Annotated in this window: 18 protein-coding genes; 8 read left to right on the top strand and 10 right to left on the bottom strand. The window is 61.4% G+C overall.

Features of this window, described 5'->3' with window-relative positions; all coding sequences use genetic code 11:
- Positions 1 to 185 precede the first annotated feature (185 nt).
- The 8 genes from ASE94_RS14735 (at position 186) to ASE94_RS14770 (ending at position 9,706) form a co-directional block, all read left to right on the top strand.
- The gene (locus ASE94_RS14735; protein WP_162236102.1) at positions 186 to 1,778 is read left to right on the top strand and encodes an ABC transporter substrate-binding protein; all 1,593 of its coding nucleotides are present in this window, start codon (positions 186 to 188) and stop codon (positions 1,776 to 1,778) included.
- A 141-nt stretch (positions 1,779 to 1,919) separates the two neighbouring features.
- Positions 1,920 to 2,894 (top strand): ABC transporter permease, encoded by a 975-nt coding sequence (locus tag ASE94_RS14740; protein ID WP_062631030.1) that lies wholly within the window; start codon positions 1,920 to 1,922, stop codon positions 2,892 to 2,894.
- 3 nt (positions 2,895 to 2,897) lie between these two features.
- Complete coding sequence (locus ASE94_RS14745) at positions 2,898 to 3,935, top strand: ABC transporter permease (protein WP_244484051.1); 1,038 nt, start codon at positions 2,898 to 2,900, stop codon at positions 3,933 to 3,935.
- Positions 3,925 to 4,896, top strand: coding sequence for an ABC transporter ATP-binding protein (locus tag ASE94_RS14750; RefSeq protein WP_062631031.1), 972 nt, complete (start codon positions 3,925 to 3,927; stop codon positions 4,894 to 4,896). Before ASE94_RS14745 ends, ASE94_RS14750 begins: the two co-directional genes overlap by 11 nt.
- Entirely contained in the window at positions 4,878 to 5,894 is a 1,017-nt protein-coding gene (locus ASE94_RS14755) for an ABC transporter ATP-binding protein (protein WP_062631032.1), read from the top strand. The genes ASE94_RS14750 and ASE94_RS14755 overlap by 19 nt, the downstream gene beginning before the upstream one ends.
- Positions 5,895 to 6,053: 159 nt before the next feature.
- Entirely contained in the window at positions 6,054 to 8,246 is a 2,193-nt protein-coding gene (locus ASE94_RS14760; protein WP_062631033.1) for a bifunctional diguanylate cyclase/phosphodiesterase, read from the top strand.
- Between the two features lie 148 nt (positions 8,247 to 8,394).
- Positions 8,395 to 9,417 carry a sulfate ABC transporter substrate-binding protein gene (locus tag ASE94_RS14765; RefSeq protein ID WP_062631034.1) on the top strand — a complete coding sequence of 341 codons (1,023 nt, stop codon included), beginning with the start codon at positions 8,395 to 8,397 and terminating at the stop codon, positions 9,415 to 9,417.
- 70 nt (positions 9,418 to 9,487) lie between these two features.
- Positions 9,488 to 9,706, top strand: coding sequence for a hypothetical protein (locus tag ASE94_RS14770; RefSeq protein WP_156352164.1), 219 nt, complete (start codon positions 9,488 to 9,490; stop codon positions 9,704 to 9,706).
- Between the two features lie 168 nt (positions 9,707 to 9,874).
- Here the strand turns inward: ASE94_RS14770 and ASE94_RS14775 are convergent, their stop codons facing one another.
- From ASE94_RS14775 to ASE94_RS14825, 10 genes are all read right to left on the bottom strand, one after another.
- Positions 9,875 to 11,164 carry an amidohydrolase family protein gene (locus ASE94_RS14775; protein WP_062631360.1) on the bottom strand — a complete coding sequence of 430 codons (1,290 nt, stop codon included), beginning with the start codon at positions 11,162 to 11,164 and terminating at the stop codon, positions 9,875 to 9,877.
- Positions 11,165 to 11,329: 165 nt separating this feature from the next.
- Positions 11,330 to 12,277, bottom strand: coding sequence for an ABC transporter permease (locus tag ASE94_RS14780; protein WP_062631036.1), 948 nt, complete (start codon positions 12,275 to 12,277; stop codon positions 11,330 to 11,332).
- Between the two features lies 1 nt (position 12,278).
- On the bottom strand, positions 12,279 to 13,352 hold the full coding sequence (locus tag ASE94_RS14785; protein WP_062631037.1) for an ABC transporter permease: 1,074 nt from the start codon (positions 13,350 to 13,352) through the stop codon (positions 12,279 to 12,281).
- Entirely contained in the window at positions 13,349 to 14,890 is a 1,542-nt protein-coding gene (locus ASE94_RS14790; RefSeq protein ID WP_062631038.1) for an ABC transporter ATP-binding protein, read from the bottom strand. Before ASE94_RS14790 ends, ASE94_RS14785 begins: the two co-directional genes overlap by 4 nt.
- 121 nt (positions 14,891 to 15,011) lie before the next feature.
- On the bottom strand, positions 15,012 to 16,007 hold the full coding sequence (locus tag ASE94_RS14795) for a BMP family protein (protein WP_062631039.1): 996 nt from the start codon (positions 16,005 to 16,007) through the stop codon (positions 15,012 to 15,014).
- 111 nt (positions 16,008 to 16,118) lie between these two features.
- Positions 16,119 to 16,709 carry an NAD(P)H-dependent oxidoreductase gene (locus tag ASE94_RS14800; RefSeq protein WP_062631040.1) on the bottom strand — a complete coding sequence of 197 codons (591 nt, stop codon included), beginning with the start codon at positions 16,707 to 16,709 and terminating at the stop codon, positions 16,119 to 16,121.
- Positions 16,709 to 18,109, bottom strand: a complete 1,401-nt coding sequence (locus ASE94_RS14805) for an FAD-binding oxidoreductase (RefSeq protein WP_062631041.1) — start codon at positions 18,107 to 18,109, stop codon at positions 16,709 to 16,711. The genes ASE94_RS14800 and ASE94_RS14805 overlap by 1 nt, the downstream gene beginning before the upstream one ends.
- The gene (locus tag ASE94_RS14810; protein ID WP_062631042.1) at positions 18,106 to 19,419 is read right to left on the bottom strand and encodes a cytosine deaminase; all 1,314 of its coding nucleotides are present in this window, start codon (positions 19,417 to 19,419) and stop codon (positions 18,106 to 18,108) included. The genes ASE94_RS14805 and ASE94_RS14810 overlap by 4 nt, the downstream gene beginning before the upstream one ends.
- A gap of 345 nt (positions 19,420 to 19,764) precedes the next feature.
- On the bottom strand, positions 19,765 to 20,634 hold the full coding sequence (locus ASE94_RS14820; RefSeq protein ID WP_082461231.1) for an ABC transporter permease: 870 nt from the start codon (positions 20,632 to 20,634) through the stop codon (positions 19,765 to 19,767).
- Positions 20,631 to 21,395 (bottom strand): ABC transporter ATP-binding protein, encoded by a 765-nt coding sequence (locus tag ASE94_RS14825; RefSeq protein WP_062631044.1) that lies wholly within the window; start codon positions 21,393 to 21,395, stop codon positions 20,631 to 20,633. The genes ASE94_RS14820 and ASE94_RS14825 overlap by 4 nt, the downstream gene beginning before the upstream one ends.
- Positions 21,396 to 21,437: the final 42 nt, after the last annotated feature.

Consider the following 21,437-nt stretch of genomic DNA (forward strand, 5'->3'; position numbering starts at 1 on the left):
GCCCGGCAACTTGGAGGAAGCCGGCTTAGCCCGACAAATGTGGGATCGATCCCAGAATATCTGCCAACGAGGAGGAGAATCAATTGGCGGTTAAAAATCTGAAGTCCATCAAAGCCCTGGCACTTCTAGGCGCAGGCGCGGCCACTTTGGCCCTTTCAATGCCAACGTTCGCTCAGGATAGGGTCGTGCTCACCCTGCACCCCATCGATAGCGACGCCCTGGTCGAAAATTTCAATCCCAACAATCCCACCGGCCCGCAGCAGATGGTCCGCGACTTCGCTTATGAGCCCCTCTGGATCGACAATATCTGGAGTCCGGACAAGGATTACCCCGCGCTCGCGACCTCCTACGAGATCGCCGACGATCTGATGTCGATCACCTACAAGCTGCGCGAAGGCGTCAAGTGGAGCGACGGCGAGGATTTCAACGCCGACGACGTGGTCTTTACCTTCGACTATGCCAAGGCTCATCAAGATTACCCGATGGGCATCGACGTCTATGTCGAGGACACCGATACCGGCTCCGTAGTCAGTGCCGAAAAAATCGACGACTTCACTGTCAAGTTCAATCTCAAGGAACCGGACTCCCTCGCCAAGTTCGCGCTCGGCGCCATCTATACACTGCCTCAGCACATCTGGGCCGATATCGAAGACCCCAAGAACTACGCCAATACCAAGCCGGTCGGCACGGGGCCCTGGACCGAAGTCACCAATTTCTCGCGCTCCTCGGTCGAGCTCTGCCGCAACGAGACCAGCCGCTACAGCGCAGAAAACGCCATCGATTGCCTGCGCTTCCTGCAGCTCAACGGCAATGAGCAGATCATCGCCGCCATGTCGGCCGGCGAAGTCGATTGGCTCGGCACGGGCCTTACCGATCCCGAGATCACCTTCACGCCCCAGAGCGAGTTCAACAATTATTGGCTCCCGCCCGGCGGCGATGTGAACCTACAGATCAACACCACCAAGGCGCCTTTCAACGATCTCGAATTCCGCAAAGCCATTTCCGTCGCCATCGACCGCGACACCATCGTCGATATCTCGACCTTTGGCCTCACGACCCATACACGCTTCCCCGTCGGCACTGGCGAGACCTATGCCAATTGGTTCGATGAAGCCGCCCTCGAGCCCTATACCTGGCTGATGCAATACGATCCCGACAAGGCGATCGAACTGCTCGATGCCGCTGGCTTCGTCGATACCGATGGTGACGGTTTCCGCGACAATCCCGATGGCACACCGATCTCCTTTGAGATCAACATCCCCAATGGCTGGACCGACTGGATCAACACCGGACAGACCATTTCGGAAAACCTGCAGGATGTCGGCGTCAATGCCGTCGTCCGCACTATGGATCAGGGTGCCTGGAACGATAAGGCTCGCACGGGCGATTTCGACAGTTACATCATGTGGACCAATGGCGGCCCGACGCCCTACAACACCTATAATCCCATGTTCAATCCGCGGAACATGGAAAAGGGCCGCGTCGATTATCAGGCCATGCACCAGATGCGCCTGCCCGAAGTCGAAGCCGCGCTCGACGCCTTCCGAAGCACGGCTGACCCCGCCGAGCAGATGACGCAGATGAAGAACATCCACGTCGCCGTGGCCGAAAATCTGCCCGTCATCGGCCTCTTCGCCAATCCGACCTGGTACGAATATTCGACCCGCAATTTCGAAGGCTGGGTGACCGAGGAAAATCCCTATGTCCGTCCCGTCGTCTTCGAAGGCACCCGTGAGCGCGTCATCCACGCTCTCTCACTAAAGCCGATCGCCAAGTAGCCTGCGCTCCTGCGGCCTCGCCGCAGGAACCAGACCCGACAGGCGCGTTCTCGCGAGACCCATAAAGTCCCGCGCGAACGCTGCCCAGGCCGAGGCGGGGTTCACTCCCGGTCCCGCCCGGCTCCTTCGAGGATTGGACAGATGCTTTACATCTTGCGGCGCGTCGCCTTTTACCTTGCCGCGTTCTTTGTGGCGGTGACGCTCAACTTCTTTATCCCGCGCATCATGCCGGGCGACCCTTCGGCGCGCATCATCGCGTCCTTCCAGGGACGCCTCAACGAAGCGCAGATCGAAGCCATCCGCGCCTCCTATGGCACCACGGGCTCCATGTGGGAGCAATATCTCGGCTATGTCGGTCAGGTCATGCGGATGGATTTCGGCATCTCGACCGTTCAGTTCCCCGAGCCGACCTCGTCGCTCCTGTTCTATGGCGCCACTTGGACGCTGGTTCTGGTCGGCATTGCCATCACCTTTGCCTTCCTTATCGGCACGATGATGGGCATCCACGCCGCCTGGAACCGCGGCGGCTTTTTCGACAGCGTCTTCACGCCAATCAACGTGATGCTCAATGCCTTCACGCCCGCCGTCGTCGCGCTCCTCCTCTTTTATGCCTTCTCCCTCCAACTCCAGTGGTTCCCCCTCGGCCGCGCCCACTCGACTGGCCTTTCGCCCAATTGGAGTTTTGAGTTCATCGGCAACGTCCTCTATCATGCGACCTTGCCGGTTCTTTCCATCCTCATCGTCAGCTTCGGCGGCTGGCACCTCGGCATGCGTAACGTGATGATCAATCTCCTCAACGAGGATTTTGTCATCCTCGCCCGCGCCAAGGGCCTGAGCGACCGCCGGGTCCGCTACCGCTACGTCGCCCGAAACGCCATCCTGCCGCAGATCACATCATTGGCTCTCTCGGTCGGCTTCCTCCTCGGCGGCGCGCTCGTCACCGAACAGGTGTTCAATTATCCCGGCCTCGGCAAGTTCACCGTCACCGCCATCGAAAGCCGCGACTATTCCTTCATCCAGGCCCAGTTGCTGCTGCTCACCATGTCGGTGCTGGTCGCCAATTTCCTCTCCGACATTGCCAACGTCGTTCTCGATCCGCGCTTGAGAAAGGGCTGACCCATGGCCGACATTACCCAAACCGCCTCCAGTTCCTTGCTCGATCGCCTCGACGACGCCGCGCTTGCCAGCGTCGCCCCCAGCCAGGTCGAACTGATGCGCGAACTCCGCATCAAGCAAAAGCCAGGCTGGACCAGCCGCCTCTCCCCCTCCGTCGCCGCCTTCGTTACCAACAAGAAGGGCATGGCTGGCGTCATCATTCTCCTCGCCATGATCCTGTTCTCGATCCTCGCGCCCATGTTCAGCGAGTACAATCCGCACCGCCGCGCCGGCAAACCCCATGTCGCGCCGGGCTATGAGCATGTCCTCGGCACCACCCGTATGGGCAAGGACGTATATACCCAGGTTGCCTATGGCGGCCGCATCAGCCTCGCCGTCGGCTTCGGTGCCGGCATCGCCGCCGCGGTCATTGGTCTCGCCATCGGCATTTCCGCCGGCTATTTCGGCGGCCGCGTCGACGACATCCTCACCTTCTTCGTCAATGTCGTGTTGGTCCTGCCGGGCCTCCCCCTCATCATCGTCATAGCCAGTCTCGTGGATAGTGCAGGGCCCCTTGTCATCGGCATTGTCCTCGCCCTCACAGGCTGGGGCTGGCCCGCCCGCACCATCCGCACGCAGACCCTCTCGCTGCGCACCCGCGAATTCGTGCTCTCCGCCGAACTCATGGGTGAGAAAAAGTGGCGGATCATCTTCAAGGAAATCTTCCCCAATATGCTGAGCTTCTTCATGGGCGGGCTCGTGCTCGGCACCATTTCGGCCATCCTGGCCGAAGCCGCCCTGAGCTTCATCGGTCTCGGCGATCCCAATGCCGTCACCTGGGGCACCATGCTCTATTGGGCCCAAAACAACATGGCGCTCCAGACCGGCGCCTGGTGGGAGATCTGGCCACCTGCCGTTGCCATCATGCTCACGGGCGCCGCGCTTGTGATGATCAATTTTGCCGTAGACGAAATCACCAATCCGCAGCTCAAGGCCTCGCGCGGCATAGGCCGCATCAAGCGGTTCCTGCGCAGCCGGGGGAGAAGCGCCGATGTCTTCTGATCGTGCTTTGCTCGAGGTGCGAAACCTCACCGTCGACTATGTCGGCGAACATTCCATCGCCCGCGCCGTCAATGGCATCGACTTCGATATCCGCGAGGGCGAGGCCTTTGGTCTCGCCGGCGAAAGCGGTTGCGGCAAATCCACCGTCGCCTTTGCTTTGGCTCGGCTGACCCGTCTCCCCGGCCTCGTCTCCGGCGGCGAAGTCCGCCTGAATGGCGAAAATGTCCTCAAATTCGATAAGGCGCGGCTCAAAGCGTATCGCTGGAATGAAGTCAGCTTTGTTTTCCAGTCGGCGATGAACGCGCTCAATCCGGTCATTCCCGTCGCCGAGCAGATCACCGACGTCATCGAAACCCACAATCCCGCCCTCGGCGCCGATGGCGCCCGAGCCCGCGCCGAAGAACTCTTCGAGCTCGTCGGTATTCCGCCGGCCCGCCTCGGCGATTTCTCCCATCAGTTCTCGGGTGGTATGCGCCAGCGCATCTGCATCGCCATTGCCCTCGCGCTCAATCCGCGCCTCATCATCATGGATGAGCCTACCACCGCCCTCGATGTCGTCGTCCAGCGCGACATCATCGAGCAGATCGTCGATCTCAAGGCCAAGCTCGGCTTTTCAGTGCTCTTCATCACCCATGATCTCGGCCTGATGATCGAATTCTGCGATCGCATCGGCATCATGTATTCGGGCGAGCTGGTCGAAGTCGCGCCGTCCGAAGCCATCCTCACCAATGCGCTCCATCCCTATACGCGCGCCTTGGGCAACAGCTTCCCGCCGCTGACCGGCCCGCGACTCCGTATGGAGGGCATTCCAGGCTCCCCGCCCGATTTGCGCTCATTGCCGCAAGGCTGCCGGTTCGCGCCGCGCTGCCCGCACGCCATGGACATTTGCCGCGTCGAAAATCCCGAACTGCGTCTCTATCCCGAGCACAGGAGCCAAGCTGCATGTCACTTGCTGAACTAGAAACGGCCAGCCCTACATCCGCTCTCGCCGAGCCCGCCATCATCGAGATGGACAATGTTGATAAGGAATTCGTCCTCGGCGGCGCCTTCCTCAACCAGACGTTTTTGAAAGCGCTCTCCGGCGTTTCGCTCCGTCTGACTCGCGGCCGCGCCTTGGCGCTGGTCGGTGAATCCGGCTCCGGCAAATCCACCTGCGCCCGCATGCTCGCGCGCGTCTATGAACCCACCAACGGCTCCATCCGCTTCCACGGCGAGGACATAACCAGCTTCCACGGCGACCGAATGCAGCAATATCGCTCGCAGGTGCAGATGGTTTTCCAGGACCCCTTCGGCTCGCTCAACCCCACCCAAAGCATCGGCTATCACCTGGAGCGCCCGATCCGCCTCCACCGCCCCGACCTCAAGGGCAAGGCGGCGATCAAGGCTGAAATGCTCCACCTCCTCGAAGGCGTCGGTCTCCGTCCCGCTGCTGATTATCTGACCCGCCGTCCCCACGAACTCTCCGGCGGGCAGCGTCAGCGCGTCGCCATCGCCCGCGCGCTTTCCGTTCGCCCGCAAGTCCTCCTCGCCGACGAACCCACCTCCATGCTCGACGTCTCGGTGCGTCTCGGCATTCTCAATCTGCTCGAAGAATTGAAACGAGAGCGCAATCTCGCCGCGCTCTACATCACGCACGACATTGCCACGGCGCGTTACTTCTCCGAGGACGCCGCCGTCATGTATGCCGGGCATGTGGTAGAGCAGGGGCCCAGCACATCGATCACCGACAACCCCTCGCATCCTTACACACAGCTCCTCATCGAGTCCGTGCCCAACCCGATGCGAAAAGTCACGACAGGCAACAAGCGCCGCGCTGCCGATATTCCATTATGGACGCGCGATAGCCGCGGCTGTCCCTTCGTGTCGCGCTGTCCGCGCGCCACTGCAATCTGCAAGGAGAACATGCCGGCGCCCGTCGCGGTCGGCCCGGGCCACATCGCACGGTGCCATCATCTCTAGTGATGTGGGTTAAGGTTCAGCCTTAACTTGCGCAACAGATGCAAAGCGCCGAGACAACTTTCTTGATCAAATAACTCTGCGCTTTGCATTCTTTCTCTCCGAATTAAACCAATTCCTCATTTGCATGGCCCTACAACCTCTCTGATCAGAGGCAGCAACATGGCGGTTTCATCTTCCTTCGTTGATCGGGGCGCGTCCGCACAGATCGTGTGGACCTCGGCCATTCTCGCCTTGTGCATGGCCGCCGTCGCCATGGTTGCAGGCTGGTGGGCCGTCCAGAGCATCGATGGCCGCTGGCTCAACGAAGAACGCACGGCGATTGAAACCGGCATCTTTCAGATCCGTACCCAGCTTGCGACAGATCAGAACACCGCAATCATCGTTGATGGCGATATCGGCTTTGACGGCAATGGCTATATCGACCGCCGTCTGACGACCGTTGCCGGCCACAATCGCGCTTACATCATCGGTCCTCGCGGCCGCATTCTGCGCGCCTCCGTCGATGGTCACTTCGCGGGCCGCACGCTTCTCATGTCGGACGCCTTCGTCCTCAAACCCATCATCGATGAGCTGCGGCTCAAATTGGCCCGTATGCAATTCGACGATCCGAGCCTGATGCGCGGCAATGCTACTGGCCTAACCGCCCTTGAAACCGTTGGCTTCTCGAACGGCGACCAGGGTTTCATCAGCATTCGCCCCATTGATCGCCCCAGCAGCGAGCCCGGCAGTTCACTGCTTCTCGTCTCGATCAAGCTGATCGATCAGGCCGTCATCAAAAAGCTCGGCACCGATCTCAAGGTCGCCAACCTCCATCGCACCACCGATCCGACGTCGAGCCCGCTGATCGTCCTGCGGGATTCAAGCGGCAAGACCGTCGCCAATTTGACCTGGACGCCGTCGCGGCCAGCCCAGGCCCTGCTGCGCGAAACCGCCCCCGCGCTCATCACGCTTGCTGCTTTCTGCGCCGGCATGTTCATTGCCATTCTGCTCTGGCTCTACAAAACGACCCTGGTTCTCGAAGCCAGCCGCGCCCAAGCCACCTATCTCTCGCTCCACGATACCCTGACCGGTACCGCCAATCGCGCCCTGTTCGAGCGCCGCCTGCGAGAGGCCAAGGAATATCAGTTCCTTGCCGAGACCAAGGTGCTGCTCATCTCGGTCGACGTCGATCATTTCAAATCGATCAACGATACGCTCGGTCATGCTGCCGGCGACATCATTCTCAAGGAAGTCTCTCGCCGCCTAACCCTCGAAATGCCGGAAGACGCGACTGTCGCGCGTCTCGGCGGCGACGAATTCGCCGTCATCCATCCTGGCATCATCAGCGAAGGCCAGGCCCGCTGGATCTGCCAGCGCCTTGTCCAGTGCACCAAAAGCCCGATCGTCCTCGGCAACGAACGCATCACCATCACGCTCAGCATCGGTGCTGCGCTCGAAAAGGCCGAGGAAATGAGCGGCGAGGAAATGCTCCGCCGCGCCGACGTGGCTCTCTACGTCACCAAGCAGGATGGCCGCGACGGCTTCTCGCTCTATAACGAGGAAATGGACCGGACCCGCCGCGAACGCCGCGCCCTTGAGGTTGAGCTGCGCAACGCGCTCATCACCAATGAAGGCCTGCACCTCGCCTACCAGCCCGTCTACGACGCGAAGAGCAAGACCATCGCAGGCGCCGAGGCCTTGGTGCGTTGGGATAATCCCCGCCACGGTCGCCTTACTCCCGATGCGTTCATCGCCCTTGCCGAGGAAACCGGCATCATCGATCAGTTGGGTGAGTGGGTGCTTCGCCACGCCTGCCGTTTTGCGCTCGAGGCTGGCCTGCCGCAGGTCGCCGTCAACTTCTCGCCCATCCAGTTCCGCAATCCCAAGCTCCCGGCCACCATCCTCGCGGTCCTCGCCGAAGAGGGCCTCCCGCCAGAACGTCTTGAAGTCGAAATTACCGAAGGCACCTTGCTTCAAAATTCTGAGGAAGTGCAGGCTGCGCTCGGCGAACTCCGCAGCGCCGGCATCAGTGTCGCGCTCGACGATTTCGGCACGGGCTATGCGTCCATCAGCTATTTGCGCAGCTATGCCGTCGATAAGCTCAAGATCGACAAGTCCTATGTCCAGCGCATCGATGCCGAACCCGCCATTGGCCACATCGTCCGTCTCATCGTCGGCACGGCGTCAGCGCTCGGCATGAAAGTCACGGCGGAAGGCGTCGAGGACACGCTCCAGAGCGACGCCATGACTGAAATGGGCTGCACCTATCTTCAGGGCTATCTCTATTCCCGCCCGCTGACGCCCGAAGCGATGACCGATCTCCTGACGACCGAAGGTGGTAAGAGCCAGCGTCCCACGCACCTCATCGCCTGACCGTCGCCAGCATAGATTTGCGCTTCCTTGCGCGATGGCATCCGCCCTCAGAAATATTTTCTAATTCGTTAAGCTCCCCAGCAAGCCCGCGCCTTCCCAATCACTACCGAGTTGATAGGGTTTGTTCAGTCTCATGAGGGAGCCTTCGATGAACCGAACTGCCAGGCTTTTTGCCTATACCGCCCTAGCGGCCTCTTTGGTCCTCGGCTTTGCCGCGACCGTCCAGGCGCAGGACCGCACGTTGATCAACGTGTCCTATGACCCCACCCGCGAACTCTATCGCGATTACAACGAAGCCTTCATCAAGCACTGGCAGGAAACCAAGGGCGAGACCGTCGCCGTGCAGGTGACCCATGGCGGCTCCGGCTCCCAGGCCCGCACCGTTATCGATGGGCTCGAAGCCGACGTCGTCACCCTCGCGCTTGAAAGCGACATCAACGCCATCGCCGATGCCGGCCTGATCCCAGAAGATTGGCGCGGCACGCTCGAAAACAACAACGCGCCCTATACCTCGACCATCGTCTTCCTCGTCCGCAAGGGCAATCCGAAGAACATCAAGGACTGGGGCGATCTCGTCGGTGATGGCGTCGAAGTCATCACTCCAAACCCCAAAACCTCGGGCGGCGCCCGCTGGAATTTCCTCGCCGCCTGGGCTTGGGCCCGTCAGGCCAATGGTGGCGATGACGCCAAGGCGCAGGAATATGTGACCAACCTCTTCAAGCACGTCCCCGTGCTCGATACCGGCGCCCGTGGCGCGACGACCACTTTCGTCCAGCGCGGCATCGGCGACGTTCTCCTCGCCTGGGAAAACGAAGCCTACCTCGCCCTAGAAGAACTCGGCCCCGACGCTTTCGACATCGTGACCCCCTCGGTCTCGATCCTCGCCGAACCTCCGGTCGCGCTTGTCCCCGGCAATGCCGAGAAGAAGGGCAATACCGATCTCGCCCAAGCCTATCTTGAATATCTCTATTCCGATGAGGGCCAGGCGATCGCTGCCAAGCACTACTACCGCCCCTTCCGCCCGGAAGCGGCAGCCGCCGAAGACATCGCCCGCTTCGGCGACGTCAACCTCGTGACCATCGCCGATTTCGGCGGCTGGCGCGAAGCCCAGCCAAAGTACTTCGGTGACGGCGGCGTGTTCGATCAGATCTACACTGGCCCAACTCAGTAACATCGCTCCAGCGGCCGGCTCCAAAGCCGGCCGCACCTGTTTTCAGCCCTAGAACCCTATGGAGGACGACATGGTGAACTTCTTTGGAATTTTTGATCCCGGCCGCTTCAAGCGCCGCGCAGCCGATGAGAATCCGGGCAAGGCCAATTTCTTCGGCGGCGCCGGCCCCGAACTGGCATGGGGTCTCGTTCCCCTCAGCCGCGCCGAAGTCGAAGCCTGCTACCTCGCCGGCAAAGCCCCAGAGCCCGACGAAATCGCGTCGAGAAACGATCCGGAGCCGGTCTACTAAAGCCGCTGGCATCATGCGTAAAGGAAAGGCCCCGATCGGGCGAACGATCGAGGCCTTTATACACGAGCCGGGGACAGGTCTGTGCATCACCAAAACGCAGATCCCGCAGCATGGTTCCGAAAAAAAGTTTGCCTGCCCCAAACTTTTTTCTGCCGGGGTTAAATCCGCTTAATTCGCGCTAGGCCCAACCCGCGCGGGATCAAGCCGAGTTGGCCGATCGGGCAGCGCCAACGCCGTCTGCCGCGGCGCCGTCCGCGCGATCACCCGCCCGCCCTTGATCACCGCAATCCGTGTCGCCCGCAGCCGAATGGCTTCGATCGTGTCCGTTGCCTGCAGTAGTACCATATCGGCCTTCTTGCCCACCTCGACGCCATAGCCTTCGAGATGCATGACTTTCGCCGGTCCGGTCGTTACCGCGTCGAAACACTGCCGCATCGCCTCGCGGCTCGTCATCTGCGCCACATGCAGCCCCATAGAGGCAACATCGAGCATGTCTGCCTGTCCGAGCGAATACCAGGGGTCCATCATGCAATCCTGCCCAAAGGCGCAGGTGATCCCATAGGTCAGCATTTCCGGAATCCGCGTCATTCCGCGGCGCTTGGGATAAGTGTCGTGCCGCCCCTGGATACCGATATTGATATTGGGGTTCGCCGTCGCCGAAACATCCGCCTCCGCCATCAGCGGCAGAAGCTTCGAGACATAATAGTTGTCCATCGAATGCATCGAGGTCAGGTGCGAGCCATTGACCCGCCCCTGCAGCCCTAGCCGCTGTGTCTCATAGGTCAGCGTCTCGATATGACGGCTCAGCGGATCGTCCGTCTCGTCGCAGTGAAGATCGACCAAAAGCCCGCGCTTCTCGGCAATCTCGCAGAGGGCCTTCACGCTCGCCGCGCCGTCCGCCATGGTCCGCTCGAAATGCGGAATGCCGCCAACCACATCGACGCCCAGATCGAGCGCCCGGTCGAGCAATGCCACCGCGCCCGGCGAGCGATAGTACCCATCCTGCGGAAACGCCACGAGCTGCAGATCGATATAGGGCGCCACGCGCTTCCTGACCTCGAGCAAAGCCTCGACGCCCAGCAGCCGATCATCGCAAATATCGACATGCGTGCGGATCGCCAGCAGCCCCTGCGCCGCCGCCAGATCGCAATAAGCCAGCGCTCGCTCCACCACGGCTTCATGAGTAAGAAGCGGCTTCAACTCGCCCCAGATCTGAATGCCTTCCAGCAGCCGACCGCTCTCATTGAACCGCGGCTGTCCCAGCGACAGCGTCGCATCCATATGAAAATGGCAATCGACAAACGGCGGCGACACCAATTGCCCATCCGCATCGATCACCTCGCCAGCCTCACCGCCCAAATTGGCCTCGATCGCCGCGACCCGTCCATTCCTAACGCCGATATCGACACCCTTCCGCCCATCCGTCAGCGTCGCATTGGTGATCTTCAGCTCGAACATTTTTTGGTCCTTGTCGCGTGCGGAGGTTGTGCTCAAGCGCCTCCAAAAATTCTATTGTCACCCCGGCGTAGGCCGGGGCCCATCCTGAGATCTGAGGTGGATCCCGGCTCAGGGCCGGGATGACAGTCAATGGGCAGTCGCCAACTCAAGCGAGCGCCCCTAGCCCTAATGGCGCTGCCCCTTGGTCCAAGGCTGCAATAGCGCCCTCGGATAATCCGCACGTCTCGCCACCAGGATCAGCGCCACGATCGAGAGCAAATACGGCATCATCAGGAAGACCTGACCCGGCACCACCTGCCCAATCTGCGCCTGCAACCGGATCTGGAATGCATCGAAGGCCCCAAAGAGAAGTGCCCCCAACAGCGCCTTGCCCGGCTGCCAGGAGGCAAACACCACGAGCGCAATACAGATCCATCCGCGCCCATTGACCATGCCAAAGAAGAAGGCATCGAACGCCGACATGGTGAGAAATGCCCCGCCCAGCGCCATCAGCGCCGACCCGACAACCACGGCACCAACCCGCAACCCGACCACCGAAAGCCCCTGCGCCTCGACCGAAGCCGGATTGTCCCCAACCGCCCGAATGGCGAGCCCCAGCGGCGTCCGATACAGCACGAGTGCTACCATCGCGACAAACACCAGCGCCAAAAAAGTAAGAGGCGTCTGCTGAAATAGCGCCGGCCCGATAAACGGCAGGTCCGACAGCCCCGGTATCGACACCGGCTGGAAGGCCGCAATCCGCGGCGGCGAACTCACATCGGGCAGGGCAGTGCGATAGGTGAAATAGCTCACGCTAGTCGCGAGAAGCGTAATCCCGATCCCGGACACATGCTGCGACAGCCCCAAGATGACCGTCAGAAACGCATGCAGCAGCCCAAACAACGCTCCGGCAAGCGCAGCGATCAGCACGCCGCCCCATAGCCCCGCGCCGAGATAAACCGCCAGCCAACCCGCCATGGCCCCGGCAACGAAAATCCCCTCGATCCCGAGGTTGAGCACCCCGGCGCGCTCGCAGATCAGTGCGCCCAACACGCCGAAGATCAGCGGCGTCGCGATGCGGATGGCGGCTGCCCAGAAATTGGCCGAGCCCAGAATGTCGAACAAAACGTCCATCTCAGGCCACCAAGCTCTGGCGTTCCCACTTCACGCGGAACCGCAGGAAAAAGCTGCCAACCAGCACGCAGAGCAGCGACAGCGCCACCACGAGATCGGCGATATAGCTCGAAATCCCCGTCGCCCGGCTCATCGAATCCGCCCCCACGAAAACGGCGGCCACGAACAGCGCCGCGATCACCGTCCCGATCGGCGAAAGCCCCGCCAGCATGGCGACCACAATCCCCGAATAGCCAAAGCCCGGCGACAGATCGGATGAAAGGTAGCCCTTCACCCCGGCCACCTCACCGACGCCCGCCAGCCCCGCCAGCCCGCCAGAAATCAGCGCCACTTTCAGCATGGTCGCATCGACCGGAATGCCGGCAAACCTCGCCGCCGCCTTGTTCTCGCCGACCGCGCGGATTTCAAAGCCGAGCACGGTCTTGCGCACCATAAGCCAGAGCACCAGCGCCGCCACGAGCCCCACGATCAGCCCCCAATGCATCCGCAGCCGCGGCAAGAGCTTGGGCAGCTTCGCCTCGGCAATCAGCGGCACCGATTGCGGCCAGCCCATCGAGAGCGGATCTTTGAGCGGCCCCTCGACCAGCATCTGAATGAAGAGAATGACGACGAAGTTGAGCAGCAGCGTGATGACCACTTCGTCGGCCCCAAACCGCTGCTTGATCACGGTCGGAATGACCATCATCAGCCCACCGGCCAAAAATCCGGCGATCATCACCGTCGGGATCATCAGGGCAGGGGGCAATTGCAGGAGCCCACTGCCGACGCACACCGCTGCCAGTGCTCCGATATAAAGCTGCCCCTCGGCACCGATATTCCAAAGTTTGGCGCGAAACGCAACGGCACAGGCGAGTCCCGTCAAAATCAGCGGCGTCGCCCGGTTCAGTGTCTCGCTGAACGCGAACATCGAGCCGAACGCGCCGTGGATCATCAAGCCATAGGCCGTCAGCGGCGATCCGCCGGCAAACAGCACCGGAATGGCGACCAGCAGCAGCGCTGCGAGGCCCGCTGCCAGCGACACCCCGATTTTCAGACCCAGCCCGGCATCCTCGCGCGGTTCAAGCCGAATAGTCATGACGCCATCTCCGCCCGCGCGTGGCTCTGCCCCGCCATCATCAACCCGATCGTGCCGCGATCGAGCCCTTCGCTCGGCCCCGCATCGTGCAGCTCGCCCGCATGCACCACGACGAACCGGTCGGCGAGCGCAAAAAGCTCGTCCAGATCTTCCGAAATCACCAGCACCGCCGCACCACGATCCCGCGCCGCGAGAATGCGCCGATGCACCTCCGCCTGCGCGCCGACATCGAGCCCGCGTGTCGGCTGATTGGCAAGGATCACCCGCGGCCCACGTTCAAGCACACGCGCCAGGATCAGCTTCTGCACATTGCCGCCCGATAGCAACCGCGCTTCCGCATCCGGCCCCTGGCAGCGCACGTCATAGCCCGCAATCGCCGCAGTCGCCCGATCGCGCATCGCCTTGCGATCAAGAAAACCCATTTTGGAAAAAGCAGCGCTGCGCACCTCTTCGATGGCGATATTGTCGGCCACGCTCATCGTGCCCACCACGCCATCATGCTGACGATCCTCCGGCATGCGCGCCACACCATGGGAAACAAGCGCCCGCGGATCGGCCCGCGTCACCGTCTCACCATAGAGGCGCATCGTCCCACCCGTCGGCACCGCCAGCCCCGAAATCAGCGCCGCAATCCCCGATTGCCCATTGCCCGAAACGCCCGCAAGTCCAACGACCTCACTCGCGCGTAATTTGAGATCGACCCCGCTCAGCGATCGGCCACCGGCCCCATGCAGCGAGACATTTTCGAGCGCAAACAAAACCTCGCCTGGGCTCGCCGGCGTCCGCACCACCGCCGCCACGGCCTTGCCCACCATCAGATCGGCAATCGCCCGCCGATCGGCATTGGCCGTCACCAGCTCACCCGCCTTCTTGCCCCCGCGCAGCACCAGAATGCGATGCGACACGGCCAAGACTTCGCCGAGCTTATGCGAAATGAAAATCACCCCGAGCCCATTCGCCGCCAGCCGCCGCAAGACCACAAACAGCCCATCGGCCTCCTGCGGCGTCAACACGGCCGTAGGCTCGTCGAGAATGAGTACTTTCGCATCGCGATAAAGCGCCTTCAAAATCTCAATCCGCTGCTTTTCGCCCACCGTCAGATCGGCCACGCGCCGGTCGAGATCGACATCAAGCCCACTCTCGGCAATGATCTTCCGCACCTTTGCCCGCGCCGTACCCTCGCGCCCGAACGACAAAAGCGGCTCGGTACCAAGCCGGATATTGGCCAGCCCCGACAGGTTTTCCGCCAGCGTAAAATGCTGATGCACCATGCCAATCCCGGCCTTCAGCGCCGCGCCGGGCGACCCGGGGGGCAGGGCGGTCAGTCCGCCATCGCCCAAAACCCGCACATCCCCTTCGTCCTGCACATAGTGCCCGAAGAGAATATTCATCAGCGTCGTCTTGCCCGCCCCATTCTCCCCCAGCAGCGCCAGGATTTCTCCGCGATGCAGATCAAGCGAAATCCCATCATTCGCCGTCAAGGCGCCAAACCGCTTGGTGATATTTTGCAGCGACAGGAGCACAGGGGCATCAGTCATGGTCGGGGTGCTCCGCATTTGGTCTAGATAAGCCTGAGGCGAGCCCAGGCCCGCCTCAAAACTCGATGCTATCCCTCCCCCTATCAGGGGGAGGCTAGGTGGGGGTAAAACCCCTAAAAGCTCACTGCGAAGACGTCGGCTCGCTATCGTCGATCTCGACCGTAAAAGTCTTGGCCAAAATCTCTTCTTCCTTGGCCTTTGCCGCCGCAACAGCTTCCGGCCCAGCCAGCGCCTCGTCGATCACGACGCTCGAACCGCCATATTCCATGAAGGCATAAATGCCATAATCCGAAGCGGTGAACGAACCGGCCTTCACATCGGCGATGGCCTTGTCGATCATCGGCTCACCATGCCAGAGCGCGCTCGCAAGGATCGTGCCCGGATAATCCGCCGCCGTATCGATCACATTACCGATCGCCAGAATGCCACGTTCCTTGGCTGCGTCCGAAACGCCGAAACGTTCGGCATAGAGAATGTCAGCACCCGCATCGACCATGGCGAAAGCAGCTTCCTTGGCCTTCGGCGGATCATACCAGGAGTTGATGAAGCTCACCGAGAAGGTCACGTCCGGATTGACCGACAGCGCGCCCGCCTTGAAGGCGTTCATCAACCGGTTCACTTCGGGAATGGCATAGCCACCGACCATGCCGATCTTGTTGCTCTCGGTCTTCATGCCCGCAACGATACCGGTCAGGTAGCTCGGCTCGTGGATGAAGTTGTCGAAGGTCGCAAAGTTCGGCTCTGCCGGTGGCAGGCTCGACCCCATGAGGAACGAAATCTCGGGATATTCCGAAGCCACGGCGCGCGCCGGCTGCTCGACACCGAAGGCCTCGCCGACGATCAGGCTCACGCCCTGCTCGGCATATTCGCGCATCACGCGCTCATAGTCGGTGTTGGAGATATTTTCCGAATAGACATATTCGATCTCGCCGCGCTCATCGGCTGCCGTCAGCGCATTGTGCAACCGGCTCGCCCACTGCTGCTCCACCGGCACGGTCCAGATCGCGGCGACCTTGGTCAGGTCCTGCGCAAAGCTCACGCCGCTCATCGCCAACGCCATGCCGGCTGCCAGCACCGAAACGAACACGCGCCGTCCGGCAACGAATTTCTCTGTCATATCATCCCTCGTGTCGAAAACTTCATCCGGCTTCCCTGCTGCTCATTCTCTGAGCAAGAACCGGTTTCAATGCAAGCGCACAGCATCCGTTGTGCACTCAACTTTAGTGGCTCAGAACCGCGCCAGCTCGCTCCGCACCGTGCCCAGAAACCCTTCGAGCCCGGCTGGCGAAACATTGTTCATGTCATAAAGCGCCAGATATTTCGGCCGCGTCCGAAACGTTGCCCAACCCCAGCGCATCGCAATCCGCCGCGGCGGATCACCCATCACGAACGTCCGCCAGCGATTGCCGCCATAGGTCGTCACAAACGCGACCTTCTTGATATTGGTGAGGCACGGCACGAGCCGCCCGCGATCCCCGCCGCCCTCCATGATAAAGGACACGCCCGGCACAAACACCCGGTCGAAATATCCCTTAAGGATCGCCGGATACCCATAATTCCAAACCGGATGCACCACGACCAATGCATCCGCTGCCTGCAACCGATCCGCATAGGGTTTTATCGCCGGCGTCAAATTCCCCGGCACATCATGATAATTCAGCCGTTCTTCCCGCGTCAGAACCGGCGAAAACCCCTCGTCATAGAGATTGAGCGCATCGACCTCATGCCCCGCGCTCTTCAGCCCCTCGATCGCCGCCCCGTAAAGCGCCCGGTTGAAACTTGTCTCGACCGGATGCGCGTGAATGACATGAACGCGCATCAGGCCGCGTGCACCGGGTTGAGCCCATCAAAGAGCCAGGCCTTGCCCGAGGAAAAGTCGAAATCCGGGTTCTCCCAGGCGATCATCTTGCCCGGGTTGAGAATGCCCTTGGGATCAGCCTCGCGCTTGAACGCCAATTGCTTCTGGTCCGTCCGCTTCATCCCGCCTTCTTCGAGCGTGAACCGATGCGGGTTGAACACGTCGCAGCCATTCTCTTCGTGAATGCGGATGATCTCTTCAAGCCGCTCCTCACTCGTATACCGCACCATCGGCAGCCCGGCGTAAGTTACCAGCCCATCCTGCCGCGTCATCTCGATATGCATCGGCAATTCGTCGCCGAGCAGCCCAACGATCTTCTTCACATGCTCGATCGTCGGATAGCGCGTCTGCAGATAGGTGATCGTCGGGTCGACCTTGAGCGCCCGCAGCGTCGTGTGGTTCCAGGCCAGTTCATAGATCGGCGGCAGGCGCTTCAGTTCCTCCTCGCTCGCCTTGTCCGAGCGATAGAGCATCTCGCCCCCATGGTGCCCGACGAACAGGGCCAGCGCCTCGACCGAAACCGGCGCTACCATGATCAAGACGACCGATTGCCCATCCTTGATATAGGGCTTGTGCCGGTTGAAATAGGCCTGCGGAATAGGCGCCGCGCAGGGCGAAAGCTCCTTGAGCAGGATGCCGTCTTGCTTCGCGAGCTTTTCCGAAAACGCTGCCGCCTCGATGAAATCGTCGAACCCGACCATCACATCGATCCAGTCATGCGCCTCGGTCAACGGCATTTCCGCTTCGACGATAATGCCATTGGTCCCATAGGCATGCGCGACCTTGAGGATATCCTCGCCCACAAGGTCCAGCTCCCGCGGCTCCGCCTCACAGGTGATGATTTTTAGCCCAAGAATAGACCCAAGCGCCCGCAACCCGCCCCAGCGGATCGACCCGACCCCGCCCGAGCCACCAGCGATAAACCCGCCGAGCGAGGCCATCCGATAGGTCGATGGATGAAACCGCAATTCGCCACCCACGGCCGCTTTCGTCTCATGATCGAGCTTTTCGAGCACCGCACCGGCTTGCGCCCGCACCCGGTCCTTCTTGATCTCGAGCACCTTGTCCATGTTCATCAGGTTGAGCATCGCCCCGCCCGAAAGCGGCATGGCCTGCCCATAATTGCCCGTTCCCGCCCCGCGTGGCGTGATCGCCACGCCATGCCTATACGCGGCGCGCAAGACGGTCTTCACTTCCTCATTGCTACGCGGCGAAACCACCACCTCGGCCGTCACATGATCGAGCTTGGCCTTGAGCACGGGCGAATACCAATAATGGTCGCGGCTGCGCTGCTGCACGATGCGCGGATTGTCTTCTTGCGGAATGTCGCCCAGTTCGGCGCGGAATGCTGCAATGCTCATGCTTGGCCCATCAAGTCGTCGAGTTCACGGTAATCGGGGAGAGTGGTGTCGATCGCCTGTCCGGCACGGATCACGGTTCGGTCGGCCTGCGGCCGCGACATCAGTTCGGTCCAGCTCCGCCCCTTGAAGAGCACGAGATCAGCCGGCGCCCCGGCCGCCAGCTCACCGGTATAGCCAAATCCGGCAATTGCAGCGGGATCCGCCGAAACTGCCCGCGCCCAGGCCAAAGCCTCGGCCTGCGGATGATCGAACTGCAAGATCCGCGCGCCCTCGCGAAACACCTCGAACCCGTCGAGATCGCCATAGGCATAAAACGGGTCGCGCGTATTGTCCGAGGCAATGGCAACCTTGACGCCCGCCGCCTTCAATTCATTGAGCAGCGTCACCCCGCGCCAGCGCGGCGTCCGCACGCCGTCGCTATTGTCCCGGTCCTGCAGATACATATTGCACATCGGCAGCGACACGACGGCAATCCCCGCCCGCGACACCTTGTCGATTACGCGCTTGGCGGTCTCGCTGTCCTGCACCGCCAGCGAACAGCAATGCCCCGCCGTTACCGACCCGTTAAATCCACTTGCGATCACCGCATCCGCCAGACACTCCAGCGCATTGGCTGCAGGATCCGGGCTTTCGTCGGTATGCAGATCGATATCGAGCCCCAGCTCGCCCGCAATCTCCACCAGTTTCCGCATGATCAGCGGATTGTCCGGATGCACCGCGGTCGATCCACCCAAAATCCCACCGGCCGCCTTGGTCGAGGTCGCAACTGCCCGAAGCTTCTCCGCATCGAGGATCGTGTCCGGCCCCATCAGCCCGGCGCCCTGCAGTTCGATCCGCCCGGCCCAGCGCTCGCGCATGGCCGAGAAAACGTCCCAGGTGATTTCATGCTGCGGTGGCGCCATGTCGAGATGGGTGCGGATCGCCGCCGTGCCATGCGCAAAAGCGCAGCGCAGCGAAAAATCCATGCGCCGCTCGACATCACTCGCCGCCCAATTGGCCTCGCGATCGGCGAGCACTGCCTTGAGCGCCCCCATCCAGGTGCCGTCCGGATTTTCTTTCCGCGCCCAGATATGCCCCTTGTCGAGATGCGTGTGCAGATCGACAAAAGCCGGCAACACGATATCGCCGCGTATATCGATCTTCTGCGGCAAAGTCGCCGACCCCGCCGGCCCGATCGACGCAATCGCCCCATTGGCAATCGTGATATCGACGGTCTTCAATGCACCCGAGGCAGGCTCACCCAGCACCGAAGCCGGCACATTGGCATTGACCACGGCATAATGGCCATCCGCCGGAACCGAAACACTCACAACCCAACCCTCCCGCGCAGCAGGCAGTATTCCCTTAACCGCCTTGTCTGCTCCGACGCTTCTTCAAACCCAGCGCGTGCTTCCCCACTCACCGCGTCATTCCCGCGAAAGCGGGAATCTCTGCGACGCGGAAGGGATTCCCGCTTCCGCGGGAATGACGTCGCGATCGCTTTGAGCACTCCAGCGATGGTGAACCACGCTTCACCTCTCCCTCTGGGGGAGAGGTCGACGCGAAGCGGCGGGTGAGGGGGCCTTTCTTGGCCTCCCATACCAAATGGCAAATCCATACCCGGCGGGATCGGCAGTGCTGCGCCCCAGCCCATAAAAATCGCCTGCACCCCCATCTCAATTCTCCCGCTTCAGCGCACTTTCGTGCCAGCGATGCAGCATCGCCCAAGAGATCAGCGAGGTGAGCGCAAAGATCGCGACACCCGTCATCATCAGCAGCACCAGCGCCGCATAAAGCCGCGGATAATTCAGCCGATAGCCGGATTCGAGCAGTCGGAACGCCAGTCCCGAACCCTTACCCGCCGAACCCGCCGCAAATTCCGCCACCACTGCCGCGATCAGCGACAGGCCCCCGCCAATCCGCAGCCCCGCCGCGAAATAGGGCAGGGACGATGGCAATTTCAGATGGATCAGCGTCTGCCAGCGGCTCGCGCCATAAAGCTCGAAGAGATTGAGGAGGTTGTGGTCGACGCTTTTCAGCCCCGCGACCATGTTGGAAAGGATCGGAAAGAACGCCACGACAAAGGCGCAGGTCAGCAGCGCCGATTGGGTATCGGGCATGTAGATGATGAGCAGCGGCGCGATGGCAATCATCGGCGTCACCTGCAGGATCACCGCAAAGGGAAACAGCGCCAGCTCGATCCAGCGGCTCTGCACCAGAATGATCGCAAGCCCAACCCCACCGACCAGCGCAATCCCGAGCGCCATGACGGTAATGCGCAGGGTCACTAGCAGCGATGGCGCCAGCGTCCCCCAATCGGTAAAGAGTGCATTCACCACATCGAGCGGCGCTGGCATGATATAGCGCGGCACTTGGTTGATCACGACATGCGCCTGCCAGGCGGCAATCGCCAACAGCACCATAAACACTGGCACGACGATCGAAAGCACACGCTCGGCAGTGCTCGATCGGCTGATCGGAATGACGACCTGGCTGTCGGTGCCGGCTTCGGTCGAAGCCTTGTCAAAAGAAACGGCGTCGCTCATTTCGCCTGGGCTCCCCGCATGATGGCTTCCTGAAGCGCGCGCGACACCGTGTCGGTCGTCACGCGATATTCTTCCGAAGTGCGATAGTTCTCGTCTCGCACCGCCGAGGTCTCGAGCGGCAGGTCGGCATAGACCTGTCCCGGCCGGGAGCGCATGACGACGATGCGATTGCTCAGAAAGGCGCTCTCGAACACCGAATGCGTCACGAAGATCACTGTGATCCCGGTCTCGCGCCAGAGGCGCAGCACATCGTCGTTGAGTTTTTGCCGCGTGATCTCGTCGAGCGCCGCAAAGGGCTCATCCATCAACAAAAGCTTTGGCTTGGTCACTAGCGCCCGCGCGATCGACACGCGCATCTTCATCCCGCCCGAAAGCTCGCGGGGATAGGACTTGGTGAAATCGGCAAGGCCAACCGAGGCCAGAACTTCCATGATTGCCGGATTGGCATCGGCCTTGGAGACGCCGCGCAGCCGCAGCGGCAGATAGACATTGCCCCAAACCGTCTGCCAGGGCATCAGCGTCGGTTCCTGAAAGACGAAGCCGACATCGCCCTCCGGCAATCCCTTCTTGCTGATCTGCGAGGAGGGCCAGTCGATCGTGCCCGAGCTTGGCGCACCCAGCCCGGCAATAATGCGCAAGGCGGTGGATTTGCCGCAACCCGAAGGCCCGAGCAGGCTCAAAAACTCGCCGCGCTGCACATCGAGCGACATGTCCTTGAGCGCCAAAGTGCCGTTGGAAAAGAGCTTGCTGACATGCCGCATCGACACGACAAGTTTGGAAGTACTCGGTGGCGCCGCTGTCGC

This window comes from Devosia sp. Leaf64, assembly GCF_001421945.1.
Lineage (GTDB): Bacteria > Pseudomonadota > Alphaproteobacteria > Rhizobiales > Devosiaceae > Devosia.

Coding starts and splice junctions, on each gene's coding strand:
- ASE94_RS14740 (WP_062631030.1), top strand. CDS start 1,920: ATGCTTTACATCTTGCGGCGCGTCGCCTTTTACCTTGCCGCGTTCTTT.
- ASE94_RS14745 (WP_244484051.1), top strand. CDS start 2,898: ATGGCCGACATTACCCAAACCGCCTCCAGTTCCTTGCTCGATCGCCTC.
- ASE94_RS14750 (WP_062631031.1), top strand. CDS start 3,925: ATGTCTTCTGATCGTGCTTTGCTCGAGGTGCGAAACCTCACCGTCGAC.
- ASE94_RS14755 (WP_062631032.1), top strand. CDS start 4,878: ATGTCACTTGCTGAACTAGAAACGGCCAGCCCTACATCCGCTCTCGCC.
- ASE94_RS14760 (WP_062631033.1), top strand. CDS start 6,054: ATGGCGGTTTCATCTTCCTTCGTTGATCGGGGCGCGTCCGCACAGATC.
- ASE94_RS14765 (WP_062631034.1), top strand. CDS start 8,395: ATGAACCGAACTGCCAGGCTTTTTGCCTATACCGCCCTAGCGGCCTCT.
- ASE94_RS14770 (WP_156352164.1), top strand. CDS start 9,488: ATGGTGAACTTCTTTGGAATTTTTGATCCCGGCCGCTTCAAGCGCCGC.
- ASE94_RS14775 (WP_062631360.1), bottom strand. CDS start 11,164: ATGTTCGAGCTGAAGATCACCAATGCGACGCTGACGGATGGGCGGAAG.
- ASE94_RS14780 (WP_062631036.1), bottom strand. CDS start 12,277: ATGGACGTTTTGTTCGACATTCTGGGCTCGGCCAATTTCTGGGCAGCC.
- ASE94_RS14785 (WP_062631037.1), bottom strand. CDS start 13,352: ATGACTATTCGGCTTGAACCGCGCGAGGATGCCGGGCTGGGTCTGAAA.
- ASE94_RS14790 (WP_062631038.1), bottom strand. CDS start 14,890: ATGACTGATGCCCCTGTGCTCCTGTCGCTGCAAAATATCACCAAGCGG.
- ASE94_RS14795 (WP_062631039.1), bottom strand. CDS start 16,007: ATGACAGAGAAATTCGTTGCCGGACGGCGCGTGTTCGTTTCGGTGCTG.
- ASE94_RS14800 (WP_062631040.1), bottom strand. CDS start 16,709: ATGCGCGTTCATGTCATTCACGCGCATCCGGTCGAGACAAGTTTCAAC.
- ASE94_RS14805 (WP_062631041.1), bottom strand. CDS start 18,109: ATGAGCATTGCAGCATTCCGCGCCGAACTGGGCGACATTCCGCAAGAA.
- ASE94_RS14820 (WP_082461231.1), bottom strand. CDS start 20,634: ATGAGCGACGCCGTTTCTTTTGACAAGGCTTCGACCGAAGCCGGCACC.
- ASE94_RS14825 (WP_062631044.1), bottom strand. CDS start 21,395: ATGCGGCATGTCAGCAAGCTCTTTTCCAACGGCACTTTGGCGCTCAAG.